12 protein-coding genes are annotated in these 11,614 nt (G+C 71.6%); 10 read left to right on the top strand and 2 right to left on the bottom strand.

The genetic code is table 11. The features are described from left to right. Positions 1–77 precede the first annotated feature (77 nt). Both hisS and BLT59_RS17095 read right to left on the bottom strand, forming a co-directional pair. Positions 78–1,613 (bottom strand): histidine--tRNA ligase, encoded by a 1,536-nt coding sequence (gene hisS / locus BLT59_RS17090; RefSeq protein ID WP_091782666.1) that lies wholly within the window; start codon positions 1,611–1,613, stop codon positions 78–80. A gap of 132 nt (positions 1,614–1,745) precedes the next feature. After that, positions 1,746–2,249 carry a DUF3429 domain-containing protein gene (locus tag BLT59_RS17095; RefSeq protein WP_091782669.1) on the bottom strand — a complete coding sequence of 168 codons (504 nt, stop codon included), beginning with the start codon at positions 2,247–2,249 and terminating at the stop codon, positions 1,746–1,748. Positions 2,250–2,679: 430 nt separating this feature from the next. Here BLT59_RS17095 and rho point away from each other — a divergent pair, with 430 nt between their 5' ends. From rho to BLT59_RS17145, 10 genes are all read left to right on the top strand, one after another. Beyond that, a complete protein-coding gene (gene rho / locus BLT59_RS17100; RefSeq protein ID WP_091782820.1) occupies positions 2,680–3,966 on the top strand; it encodes a transcription termination factor Rho in 1,287 nt (428 codons plus the stop codon). Between the two features lie 287 nt (positions 3,967–4,253). Next, complete coding sequence (locus BLT59_RS17105; RefSeq protein ID WP_091782672.1) at positions 4,254–4,865, top strand: Maf family nucleotide pyrophosphatase; 612 nt, start codon at positions 4,254–4,256, stop codon at positions 4,863–4,865. Between the two features lie 12 nt (positions 4,866–4,877). After that, on the top strand, positions 4,878–5,939 hold the full coding sequence (locus BLT59_RS17110) for a cation diffusion facilitator family transporter (RefSeq protein WP_091782675.1): 1,062 nt from the start codon (positions 4,878–4,880) through the stop codon (positions 5,937–5,939). Then, positions 5,936–6,799 carry a shikimate dehydrogenase gene (locus tag BLT59_RS17115; RefSeq protein WP_091782678.1) on the top strand — a complete coding sequence of 288 codons (864 nt, stop codon included), beginning with the start codon at positions 5,936–5,938 and terminating at the stop codon, positions 6,797–6,799. Before BLT59_RS17110 ends, BLT59_RS17115 begins: the two co-directional genes overlap by 4 nt. Continuing rightward, positions 6,796–7,434: a dephospho-CoA kinase gene (gene coaE / locus BLT59_RS17120; protein ID WP_091782681.1), complete on the top strand. Its 639-nt coding sequence runs from the start codon at positions 6,796–6,798 to the stop codon at positions 7,432–7,434. The genes BLT59_RS17115 and coaE overlap by 4 nt, the downstream gene beginning before the upstream one ends. Positions 7,435–7,500: 66 nt before the next feature. Beyond that, complete coding sequence (locus tag BLT59_RS17125; protein WP_091782822.1) at positions 7,501–7,728, top strand: hypothetical protein; 228 nt, start codon at positions 7,501–7,503, stop codon at positions 7,726–7,728. 73 nt (positions 7,729–7,801) lie between these two features. Further along, on the top strand, positions 7,802–8,524 hold the full coding sequence (dnaQ, locus tag BLT59_RS17130) for a DNA polymerase III subunit epsilon (protein ID WP_091782684.1): 723 nt from the start codon (positions 7,802–7,804) through the stop codon (positions 8,522–8,524). Between the two features lie 201 nt (positions 8,525–8,725). Beyond that, positions 8,726–9,955, top strand: coding sequence for an extracellular catalytic domain type 1 short-chain-length polyhydroxyalkanoate depolymerase (locus BLT59_RS17135; RefSeq protein WP_091782687.1), 1,230 nt, complete (start codon positions 8,726–8,728; stop codon positions 9,953–9,955). Positions 9,956–10,071: 116 nt separating this feature from the next. After that, positions 10,072–10,962 carry a TIGR01459 family HAD-type hydrolase gene (locus BLT59_RS17140; protein WP_091782690.1) on the top strand — a complete coding sequence of 297 codons (891 nt, stop codon included), beginning with the start codon at positions 10,072–10,074 and terminating at the stop codon, positions 10,960–10,962. 245 nt (positions 10,963–11,207) lie between these two features. Further along, the gene (locus BLT59_RS17145) at positions 11,208–11,606 is read left to right on the top strand and encodes a DUF350 domain-containing protein (RefSeq protein WP_091782693.1); all 399 of its coding nucleotides are present in this window, start codon (positions 11,208–11,210) and stop codon (positions 11,604–11,606) included. The last annotated feature ends 8 nt before the right edge of the window (positions 11,607–11,614 follow it).

Genomic DNA, 11,614 nt, shown 5'->3' on the forward strand with positions numbered 1-11,614 from the left:
CGCCGGGGCGGGCAGACACGCGAGCACCGGCGGAAGGACAACGTTCCGGAGGCCGCCGCGTTCGATGCGCGAAGGCCTTACTGCGCGGCGGCCGGGAAGTGCCGGCTCAGCACGGCGCGGACCTGCGCCACCATGTCGGCCTCGGGGCACGAGACCTGCGCGGGCCGCGCCGCCTTCCATTCGGCGTTGCTGGCGATGGATTCGGCCGCCTGGGCGCCCGCGATCAGGTCCTTGATCTGGACCTCGCCGGCCAGCCGCTCGTTCGAGCCCTGGATGATGGCCACCGGGGCGCGGCGGCGGTCGGCGTACTTCATCTGCGCCTTCATGCCGGCGGCGCCGAGGTAGAGCTCGGCCCGGATGCCGTCGGCGCGCAGGAGCGCGACGAGCCGCTGGTAATCGGCCATGTTCTCCCGGTCGAGGACCAGCACCACCACCGGCCCGGGCGCCTCGGTGCCGGCGATCAGGGGGCTGCCCACCAGCTGCAGGGCCGAGAACAGCCGCGAGACGCCGATCGAGAAGCCGGTGGCCGGGACCGGCTCGGCCCGGAACCGGCCGACGAGTCCGTCGTAGCGTCCGCCGCCCGCCACCGAGCCGAAGCGCACGGTCTGGCCGTCCTCGTTGGTGACCGGGAAGGTCAACTCGGCCTCGTAGACCGGGCCCGTGTAGTACTCGAGGCCGCGCACCACGCTCGGGTCGGCCCGGATCACGTCGTGGCCGTAGCCGGCGGCGGCGCAGAGGCGCATGATCGCGTGCAGCTCGGCGATGCCCTCGCGCCCGGTCTCGGATTGGCCCACCGCGTCGTGCCAGCCGCCGAAGAATTTTTCCCAGAACGCCACCTTGTCGGCGCCGTCCGCGGCATCGGCCTGGAACGACACGTAGGCGAGGATCCGGCCGACCGCCGCCGCGTCGAGGCCCGCGCCCTTGGTGAAGTCGCCGCTCTCGTCCTTGCGGCCGGCCCCGAGCAGGTCGCGCACGCCGTCGACGCCGAGCCGGTCGAGCTTGTCGATCGCCCGCAGCACGGTGAGGCGCTGGCCGGCCTTGTCGGGACCTGCGAGCCCGATCGCCTCCATGACGCCGTCGAGCACCTTCCGGTTGTTGACCTTGACCACGTACCGGCCGCCGAGCCCGAGGCGGTTCAGGGTGTCGGCCATCAGCATGCAGGTCTCGGCATCGGCCGCGACGCTGCCGGCGCCGACGATGTCGGCGTCGAACTGCATGAACTGGCGGAAGCGGCCCGGCCCCGGCTTCTCGTTACGGAAGACGTAGCCGGCCCGGTAGCTGCGATAGGGCTTGGGCAGGGCGTCGTAGTTCTCGGCCACGAACCGGGCCAGCGGCGCCGTCAGGTCGTAGCGGAGCGACAGCCACGCCTCGTCGTCGTCCTGGAACGAGAACACGCCCGCGTTCGGGCGGTCGAGGTCGGGCAGGAATTTTCCGAGCGACTCGGTGTACTCGACGAAGGGGGTTTCCAGGGCCTCGAACCCGTAGAGCTCGAAGCTCTTGCGGATCGTCTCCAGCATCCGCCCCTGGGCGGCGATCTCGCCGGCGCGCCGGTCGACGAAGCCGCGCGGCAGGCGGGGCTTCAGGGTCTCGGCCTTGCTCTCGGCCTTGGACATGGTCGTCTTCGCTTCTTGCGGGCCCGGAATCCGGGTCCAGCATCCGGAGTGACGCGTTCCCGACGGGGCGGGATGTTGAGGCCGGGCTCTAAAGCATGACGGCGGCGAGCGGCAAGGTTGTCGGTGCGACGCTCAGTACGGTGCCGTCAGCTTGAGCCAGAGCAGGGCAGCGAGGCTCACCACGGCGATCGGCATCTGTAGCGGGCGCAGGCGGCCATGCGCCAGCGGCACCTCGCCGGCGCGCGCCGCGATCGGGTCGAGGATCCCGATGGCGGCGTAGCCGAGGATCAGCATCGCGAGCGCCGGCACCGCCTTGCCCATCACGGCGGCGAACAAGCTGGCCAGTCCGAGGCCGTACAGGACCAGCATCGTCACGATCTGCGCCACCTGCGGCCCGCCCTCGGTCCGGAAGCTGACCCCCCGGCGTACCCCGGCCAGGAACAGCAGGATCGAGGCCGCATAGAGAAGGGTGAACAGCGCCACCAGATAGTCGAGGGGCTGGCCGTTCAGCCACCACGCCACCGCGGTGCCGAGAGCGATCGGCACCATGGGGCCGAAGCCGAAGACGATGTCGAGCCAGGGGATCCGGCGCGGCTCGTGGGTGGTGAGGGTGCGTCCGGTGGCGTCGTCGCGCATGGCGGTCAGGGAAACTCTCGGTTGGACGGTCTGCTGCGCTGCAGCGCCGGGACGGGGAACGGCCGCGCGCCGGCCCGGTTCCGATGACCCCGTCCCGGGCCCGTCTGCCTAGCGCCGGCACGGCGCCCCGGCGAGGCCCTTGAGTGCAGGAGAAAAAGGCGTTATCTGTGTGTGGCCCTCATCACAAGGTCTGCGCCGCAGCGCGCCCGTGAGCCGCGAGGGACCTGCCTCATCGGTTTCGCCAATCTGACCCGGGCCCCTCGCCGCAGCGCGGCCCGCTCTCCGGCGCCCATCCCCCGGGTGCCTGGCACTGAACCGGCCCTCCCACCTTCTTCCGTCGGTTGCAAGACACCCCATGACGCCAAACCCCGACGCCCTCGCCGACATCGAGACCGCGGAGCCGGCCGATGCGCCCACCGATCGGCCCACCATGCCTGCCGCCCTCGAGGGCGTCCGCGAGGTCAAGCTCCAGGACCTCAAGTCGAAGACGCCCACCGACCTGACGGCCTTCGCCGAGGAGGTCGAGGTCGAGAACGCCTCGACCATGCGCAAGCAGGAGCTGATGTTCGCGATCCTGAAGCAGCTCGCTGCCAAGGAGGTCGAGATCATCGGCTCGGGCACCGTCGAGGTGCTGCAGGACGGCTTCGGCTTCCTGCGCTCCTCCGACTCGAACTACCTGCCGGGTCCCGACGACATCTACATCTCCCCGACCCAGATCCGCCGCTTCGGCCTGCGGACCGGCGACACCGTCGAGGGCCCGATTCGCGGTCCCAAGGACGGCGAGCGCTACTTCGCGCTCCTGAAGGTCAACACGATCAACTTCGAGAACCCGGAGAAGATCAAGCACAAGGTCCACTTCGACAACCTGACGCCGCTCTTCCCGACGAAGCGCTTCAAGCTCGAACTCGAGAATCCGACCAAGAAGGATTTCTCACCCCGGATCATCGACATCGTCTCGCCGATCGGCAAGGGCCAGCGTGCCCTGATCGTGGCGCCGCCGCGCACGGGTAAGACCGTGCTGATGCAGAACATCGCCCAGTCGATCACCCTGAACCATCCCGAGTGCTACCTGATCGTGCTGCTCATCGACGAGCGGCCCGAGGAGGTCACCGACATGCAGCGCTCGGTGAAGGGCGAGGTCATCGCCTCGACCTTCGACGAGCCGGCCACCCGCCACGTGCAGGTCGCCGAGATGGTGATCGAGAAGGCCAAGCGCCTCGTGGAGCACGGGCGCGACGTCGTCATCCTGCTCGACTCGATCACACGCCTCGGCCGCGCCTACAACACCGTGGTGCCGTCTTCCGGCAAGGTGCTGACCGGCGGTGTCGACGCCAACGCCCTGCAGCGGCCCAAGCGCTTCTTCGGCGCCGCCCGCAACATCGAGGAGGGTGGCTCGCTCTCGATCATCGCCACCGCGCTCATCGACACCGGCTCGCGCATGGACGAGGTGATCTTCGAGGAGTTCAAGGGCACCGGCAACTCCGAGATCATCCTGGACCGCAAGGTCTCCGACAAGCGCATCTTCCCGGCGATCGACATCACCCGCTCCGGCACCCGCAAGGAGGAGCTGCTGGTCCCGCCGGACGCGCTCAAGAAGACTTACGTGCTGCGCCGCATCCTCAACCCGATGGGCGTCACCGACGCGATCGAGTTCCTGCTCGACAAGCTGCGCCAGACCAAGAGCAACAGCGACTTCTTCGACTCGATGAACACCTGAGGCGGCGGCTCGACGGGCATCCCGACCCTCCCCCTCATCCCGAGGCGCCGGTCGGAGGGCCGGTGCCCCTGTCCCGCCGCGACACGAAAACCACCGACCGCGCGATCGGGCCGTTGACCTTCCCCTAACCGCTCCCTGCCAGGATCATCGTCGGGCGCCAGGTTGCGTATCGGCCCCGCGACAGCCCCGCCGACCGGTCCATCCCGGCGGCGGGGTTCGTCGCAGCCCCCGCCCCGGCGCGCATCCATTCCCCTTGCGCCACTCACCGGATCCGTGACACTGGCGCGATGCCCCGCTCGCCCTGGACCGGTCCGCAACCGCTCCTCCTCGCCTCGACCAGCCCGACCCGGCGCCTCCTCCTGGAGAGCGCCGCCCTGCCGGTCGAGACCGCCGCCCCGGAGGTCGACGAGCGCGCCCTGGAAGCGAAGAGCGCCGGCCTGTCTCCGCCCGACCTTGCCCTGGTGCTCGCCCGCGCCAAGGCCGAGTCGGTGGCAGCGCGCCACCCCGGCCGGATCGTGATCGGCGCCGATCAGGTGCTCGATCTCGACGGCATCGTGTTCCACAAGCCGGCCGACGCGCAGGCCGCCCGGGCCCAGCTCGCCCGGCTGTCCGGCCGCACCCATACCCTGCATTCCGCCGTGGTCATGGCCGGCGCGGTGGGCGACGCCTTCGTGGAGACCGCCCGGCTGACCCTGCGCCCCCTCGATGACCGGGCCATCGCGGCCTATGTGGACTGCGCCGGCGAGGCGCGGGTGCGGTCGAGCGTCGGCGGCTACCAGCTCGAAGGGCCGGGGATCCACCTGTTCGAATCGGTCGTCGGGGACCACAGCACCGTGCTGGGCCTGCCGCTGCTGCCGCTCCTCGCCCGCCTGCGCGGCGCCGGGGTCCTGGATTTTTGAGGGAGCCTCGCCTTGGCCGGGCATGACCATTCGCAGGACGGCCATTCTCAGGGCGGTCCCTTTCACGACGACTCTCCCAGTAACGGCCATTCGCACCGCGGCCATGCCCATGGAAGCCATGCCCATGGAAGCCACGCCCACGCAGGGCACAGCCATGGTGGCCTCGGCGGGCACGCGCATGCCCCGAAGGATTTCGGCACGGCCTTCGCCATCGGTATCGTGCTCAACACCGCCTTCGTGGTGATCGAGGCGGCCTACGGCTATCTCAGCAACTCCATGTCCCTTGTGGCCGATGCCGGCCACAACCTCTCGGACATTCTGGGCCTCGCGGCGGCCTGGATCGCCGCGATCCTGGTGCGCCGCCGCGCCACCGCGCGCTTCACCTACGGCTATCGCGGCTCGTCGATCCTGGCCGCCCTGTTCAACGCCGTGTTCCTGCTGATCGCCATGGGGGCGGTGATCTGGGAGGCGCTGGTCCGGCTGGCGCATCCGGAGCCCGTCGCGGGAACGACCGTGATGGTGGTGGCCGCGGTGGGAATCCTGGTCAACGGCCTCACCGCCTGGCTCTTCGCCAGCGGCGCCAAGGGCGACATCAACGTCCGCGGGGCGTTCCTCCACATGATGGCCGACGCCGCCGTCTCGGCCGGAGTCGTGGTGGCGGGCCTCGTGATCCAGCTCACCGGATTCGCCTGGCTCGACCCGGCGGTCAGCCTCGTCATCGCGGCTCTGGTCGTCTGGGCGACCTGGGGCCTGCTGCGCGACAGCGTGGCGATGTCCCTCGACGCCGTGCCACCGGAGATCTCCCCGGACGCGGTGACCGGCTTCCTCCTCGGACGGCCGGGCGTCGCCGGCCTCCACGATCTGCATATCTGGCCCATGAGCACCACCAGCGTCGCCCTGACGGCCCATCTCGTGATGGGAGAGGGGCATCAGGCCCATCGCCTCCCGGGCAACGGCTTCCTCAACGAGACCGCCGAGGGCCTGCGCGCGCGGTTCGGCATCGGCCACGTCACCCTGCAGATCGAGGAGGCCGGCGGCCCGGCCTGCCGCCTCGCGCAGGATTGTGCGGCATGAGCGATCCTGTCCTGCGCGATCCCACGCCCCGCGCCTTCGTGGTCGGCCATCCGATCGCCCATTCGCGCTCGCCGCTGATCCATGGCCACTGGCTCGCCGAGCACGGGATCCCGGGCTCCTACGAGCGCCTCGACGTGACGCCGGCGGCGTTCCCGGACTTCATGCGCGCCCTGCCGGATTCGGGCTTCCGGGGTGGCAATGTCACGATCCCCCACAAGGAGGCGGCCTTCGCGCGGGCCGACATTCTGACGCCGCGGGCGAAGGCGATCGGGGCGGTGAACACCCTGGTGGTCGAGCCCGACGGGCGGATCCGCGGCGACAACACCGACGCGCCGGGCTTCTGCGCCCATCTCGACCACAGCCTGGGCTTAGCCTGGCCGGAGCGGGCGGGCGGCACCGCCCTGGTGCTCGGAGCCGGCGGGGCGGCACGGGCGATCGTGGTGGGGCTCGCCGAGCGGGGCCTGCGGCGTATCTGGGTCGCCAACCGCACCGCGGCCCGGGCGGAGGCGGTGGCGGCGCTCGCGCCGGGGATCGGCGCGGTCGTCGCCTGGGACGACCTGCCGGCGGCGCTCGGCGGAACCGGCCTCCTGGTCAACACCACGTCGCTCGGCATGAGGGGCCAGCCGCCCCTCGCCCTCGACCTGTCACCCCTGCCGGCGGAGGCGGCCGTGGCCGACATCGTCTACGCGCCCCTGGAGACGGAGCTCCTGGCGGCGGCGCGGCGGCGGGGGCTTTCCGCCGTGGACGGACTCGGCATGCTGCTGCACCAGGCGGTGCCGGGCTTCGAGGCGTGGTTCGGCGCCCGCCCCGCCGTCACCCCGGAGCTGCGCGACCGGATCGTGGCGGACCTCGCCGGATGATCCCGAAAGCCGGATCCGGACCCGTCATCCTCGGGCTCACCGGCTCGATCGGCATGGGCAAGTCGGCCACGGCCCGGATGTTCGCGGAGCGCGGCGTCCCGGTCCACGACGCCGACGCCGCCGTCCACGCCCTCTACGGGCCGGGCGGCGCGGCCGCCGCGGCGATCGGCGCGGCCTTTCCCGGCGTGCTCGGCGACGGCGGCGGCGTCGACCGGGCGCGGCTGCGCGCCGCGGTGCTCGACGCCCCCGACCGGATGGCGGCGCTGGAGGCCATCGTCCATCCCCTGGTCCGGGCGGCCAGCACGGACTTCCTGGCGCGGCACGCGGCGGCGGCGCTGGTCGTCCTCGACATCCCGCTCCTCTACGAGACCGGCGGCGAGGGCCGCTGCGACGCGGTCGCTGTGGTGAGCGCCCCGCCCGAGGTCCAGCGCGCCCGCGTGCTCGCCCGCCCCGGCATGACCGAGGCGGCCTTCGCGGCGATCCTGGCCAAGCAGATGCCCGACGCCGAGAAGCGCGCCCGGGCGGATTTCGTCATCGACACGGGCCGGGGTTTCGCCGCCGCCGAGGCCGAGGTGGCGCGGATCGTCGAGCGTCTGACGGCGCACCGTGCGCCGCCGCACCGCGGCGTCGGATGAAACGCCCGGAGGATTGAATATCTGCCGTTGTGTTCCGGGGGGAACACGAGCGGCAGGATGGACGTGATGGCGCGGCGCTTGGGCGGGATTGATCCGGTTCGGTCCAGCGGCATCCGGGCCGCGGCCCTTCTCGTGCTGCCGGCCGTGCTGCTGGCGGCCGTGCCCGCGCAGGCCCAGTACGCCGCCAGCTGCCCGCCGCCGAAGAAGTTCGCGGCCGGCGCCTGCGTGACCGCCTGCCCGGGCGGCTACGAGGACCGGGGCCCCGTCTGCGTCTACCGCAACACGTCCCGGTGAGGGGCACGGGAGCTTAACCCCTCCGCCCTATCCCGCTAGGGTCCGCCCCCCACCCCGCGAGTCGCGAGACCCAATGCTGCGCGAGATCGTCCTCGACACCGAGACCACCGGCACCGAGGCGAAAGGAGGCGACCGGCTGATCGAGATCGGCGCGGTGGAGCTCCTCAATCACATCCCGACCGGCCGGACCTTCCACCGCTACTGCAATCCGCAGCGGGCAGTCTCCGAAGGCGCGTTCAACGTCCACGGCCTGTCCGACGCATTCCTGTCCGACAAGCCGGTCTTCGCCGAGATCGTCGGCGAATTGCTGGCCTTCCTGGCCGAGGGCCGCCTCGTCATCCACAACGCGCCCTTCGATGTCGGCTTCCTCAACATGGAATTCGCCCGGCTCGGCACGAACGCCCCGCCCCCGATCCAGCTGGAGGACGTGGTCGACACCCTGCCGATGGCCCGGCGCAAGCATCCCGGCGCGGCCAACAACCTCGACGCCCTCTGCGCCCGCTACGGGATCGACAACACCCGGCGCACCAAGCACGGGGCGCTCCTCGACGCGCAGATCCTGGCCGAGGTCTATGTCGAGCTGCTCGGCGGCAAGCAGACCAGCCTCGGGCTCCTGGAGGCGGGGGCTGCCGCCCCGGTCGCCGGATCCCTCGTCCCGGTAGCGGCTCCGGCGGCACCCCGTGCCTATCGGAGCCGCCTCACGGATGCGGAGCGCGCCCGCCACGACAGCTTCCGGGCGAGCCTCGGTCCTGCCGCGATCTGGGGCGATTACATCGGGGCGGATGATCCGGTCTGATCTGCCGGTCTGACCCGCCCGTCCGATCCACCCCCGCCGCGCGAGACCGGCTGTTGCCGCATTGCATGGGGGCGTTTATTGCAATGCACAATAGGCTGTCGGCGTACCATCTCGCAGGATGGCGGGTCCGGCCCACGCGTCGGCACAGCCGTACCGGGGCCCGGCCTGGACAGAGATGCTGAGGCAGTGAGGCGCGCACGCATGACCGAGGAATTCGGCAGCCGCGACGGAGAGCGCGACGACAAGACCGGCCCGTGGCCCTTCGCCGACATGATCGAGGCCACCCGCCTCACCGGGCTCGGCCGGCTCGAGGAGGCGACCGCCCTGATCCACCGCAGCCTCGGCGGCCCGAGAGCCGCACCCGCAGCACAGACCGCCGCTCCACCGCAGATCGCCGCGAATCGCGACGATGCGGCCGCGGAGGCGCGCAATTCGGCAGCGGAAACCGGCACGCGGATGCGCGAGGTGGTGGGGCAGGTCGTGCGCGGCCTCGCACCGGTGCTGAAGGGCCTGGGCAACCCGCTGCGGCCGACTCCGCCGCCGGCCGGCCGGGCGGGCGGGACCGGACGCTTCGTGTCCCTGGCCCATGCCGAGCCCGCCGGCACGCGCGAGTACAAGCTGTTCATCCCGGGCCATCCGGACCGGGCGGCGCCGCTGATCGTGATGCTGCACGGCTGCACGCAGAATCCGGACGATTTCGCCGCCGGCACCGGCATGAACACCCTCGCCGAGCGCGCGGGCGTGTTCGTGGCCTACCCGGCCCAGAGCCGCCACGCCCATGCCCAGCGCTGCTGGAACTGGTACGAGCCCCGGGACCAGGGCCGCGGGGCGGGCGAGCCGGCGATCATCGCGGGCCTCACCCGCGCGATCCTGGCGGAGCACCCGATCGACCCGGCCCGAGTCTACATCGCCGGCCTGTCGGCGGGGGGCGCTGCGGCTCTCAACATCGCCCGCGCCTACCCGGATCTCTACGCGGCCGTCGGCGTGCATTCGGGCCTCGCGGCCGGCTGCGCCCGGGATCTCGGCTCGGCGCTGATGGCCATGCAGGTCGGCGCCCCGGGTCTCGGCACCCCGACGGCCTTCGGCGGCCCCGCCCCCGCGGCCCGTGTGCCGACGATTATCTTCCACGGTGAGGACGACGGCACGGTCAGCGTGCGCAACGCCGATCAAGTCCTGTCCCAGGCCAAGGTCGCCGGGCTGACGGCCCGGTCTGAGACCTTCGAGGGCCGCGGCCATCCCTTCACCCGCACCCGCTACCGGGACGAGGCGGGTCGGGTCGTCGTCGAGGATTGGCGGGTGCGCGGTGCCGGCCACGCCTGGTCCGGAGGCCGCTCCGACGGCAGCTACACCGACCCCGAAGGGCCCGACGCCTCACGGGCGATGCTCGACTTCTTCGCCGAGCACCGGCTAGGACCGGCCCGACGCCCGTAAGGCATTTCCGAAGGGCCACGCACGCCGGCGCATTGTCGGGGCGCAGACCTGATGTATCGCAGGGCTTTGCCCGGCACCCGCAAAAGGTCCCGGACCTTTTGAATCCAGGACCTTCCATGAGCACCACTCCCGCACCGATCCCGACCCTCCAGGGCCTCGCCGAGGTCGCCGACCGGTATGACCTGATCCTCTGCGACGTCTGGGGCGTGCTGCACGACGGCCAGAAGGCCCACGGGGCCGCCGGCGAGGCGCTGATCCGCTTCCGCGGCCTCCCGGGCGCGCGGCCGCGCCGGGTCGTCCTCGTCTCGAACGCACCCCGGCCCGGCGACGGCGTCGGCCGCATCCTCGACCGGTTCGGCGTGCCGCGGGAGGCCTACGACGCGATCCTGACCTCGGGCGACCTCACCCACGATCTGATCGCCGCGCGCCCCGGTGCGCGGATCCGGCATCTCGGGCCGGAGCGCGACCTCGGCATCTTCCAGGGCCTCGATCTCAGCCTCGTCCCGGAGGCGGAGGCCGACCTCGTCGTCTGCACCGGCCTGTTCGACGACCGCAGCGAGACCCCGGACGATTACCGTCCGGAACTGGAGCGTCTGGCCGCCCGTGGCCTGACGATGATCTGCGCCAATCCCGACCTCGTCGTGGAGAGCGGCAACCGCCTGATCCCCTGCGCGGGCCTGCTCGCGGCGGCCTACGCGGAGATCGGCGGCCCCGTGGTCTACGCCGGCAAGCCGCACCGCCCGGTCTACGAGGCGGCGCTCGCCAAGGGGACGGCGCTCACCGGGGCCCCGGTCGATCCGGCGCGGGTCCTGGCGATCGGCGACGCGATCCGCACCGACATCGCGGGGGCCCGCAGCTTCGGCGTCGCCAGCCTGCTGGTGGCCCGCGGCATCCACGCGGAGGAACTGGGCGTCACGGCCGCGCATCACCGCCTGGGCGACGTGGCGGCCTGGCTCGGCCGGCAGGCCGTGCATCCCGACGCGATGATTGAACGGCTGGTCTGGTAGCGCCCGTCTGGCACCCCGTCCTCCGAGGCGGGCGGGACCTCGGCACAGGGCCGCCAGCCTAACCGTCCGAAATCCGCGACAAGCTTGACACCGCGCGGGAAATTGCGTGGATTTGCGGGCGTGAACCGATCCCGCGCGCAGCAATCCGCCCTGACATTCGCCTCGCTTGTCGTGCGGTTCCTCCGGGATACCTGTCCGGCTTCGGTGCTTTCGACGTCCGGAGCCGGTGAGACGGCGAGCCTTGCGTGACCCTGGTCTCCGGGCTGCCGGACTTCCTGCTCTATCTCGGCACTGCGACCGGACTGATCGGCCTCTACCTGCTGATCTACACTCTCGCCACCGCACATAACGAGATCGCGCTGATCCGCCGGGACGTGACGGCCGCGGCCATCGCGCTGGGCGGAAGCCTGATCGGCTTCACCCTGCCGCTGGCGGTGGCGATCTACAATGCCCGGTCTCTGCTCGATTGCCTGATCTGGGGCCTGATCGCCCTCGTGATCCAGATCGCGATCTACTGGCTCGTGCGCCTCGCGGTGCCGGACTTGTCGCGCCGCATCGAGGAGGACCGCTCCGCCGCCGCGATCCTCCTCGGCGCGGCCTCGCTGGCGGGCGGCGTCGTGAACGCTGCCTCGATGACCTATTGAGCGGCCGG

The sequence above is a fragment of the Methylobacterium sp. UNC378MF genome, assembly GCF_900103195.1.
GTDB lineage: Bacteria > Pseudomonadota > Alphaproteobacteria > Rhizobiales > Beijerinckiaceae > Methylobacterium.

What these genes read in the sequence shown, in the direction of transcription:
- hisS (WP_091782666.1), bottom strand. Translation starts at nt 1,613, where the DNA reads ATGTCCAAGGCCGAGAGCAAGGCCGAGACCCTGAAGCCCCGCCTGCCG.
- BLT59_RS17095 (WP_091782669.1), bottom strand. Translation starts at nt 2,249, where the DNA reads ATGCGCGACGACGCCACCGGACGCACCCTCACCACCCACGAGCCGCGC.
- rho (WP_091782820.1), top strand. Translation starts at nt 2,680, where the DNA reads ATGCCTGCCGCCCTCGAGGGCGTCCGCGAGGTCAAGCTCCAGGACCTC.
- BLT59_RS17105 (WP_091782672.1), top strand. Translation starts at nt 4,254, where the DNA reads ATGCCCCGCTCGCCCTGGACCGGTCCGCAACCGCTCCTCCTCGCCTCG.
- BLT59_RS17115 (WP_091782678.1), top strand. Translation starts at nt 5,936, where the DNA reads ATGAGCGATCCTGTCCTGCGCGATCCCACGCCCCGCGCCTTCGTGGTC.
- coaE (WP_091782681.1), top strand. Translation starts at nt 6,796, where the DNA reads ATGATCCCGAAAGCCGGATCCGGACCCGTCATCCTCGGGCTCACCGGC.
- BLT59_RS17125 (WP_091782822.1), top strand. Translation starts at nt 7,501, where the DNA reads ATGGCGCGGCGCTTGGGCGGGATTGATCCGGTTCGGTCCAGCGGCATC.
- dnaQ (WP_091782684.1), top strand. Translation starts at nt 7,802, where the DNA reads ATGCTGCGCGAGATCGTCCTCGACACCGAGACCACCGGCACCGAGGCG.
- BLT59_RS17135 (WP_091782687.1), top strand. Translation starts at nt 8,726, where the DNA reads ATGACCGAGGAATTCGGCAGCCGCGACGGAGAGCGCGACGACAAGACC.
- BLT59_RS17140 (WP_091782690.1), top strand. Translation starts at nt 10,072, where the DNA reads ATGAGCACCACTCCCGCACCGATCCCGACCCTCCAGGGCCTCGCCGAG.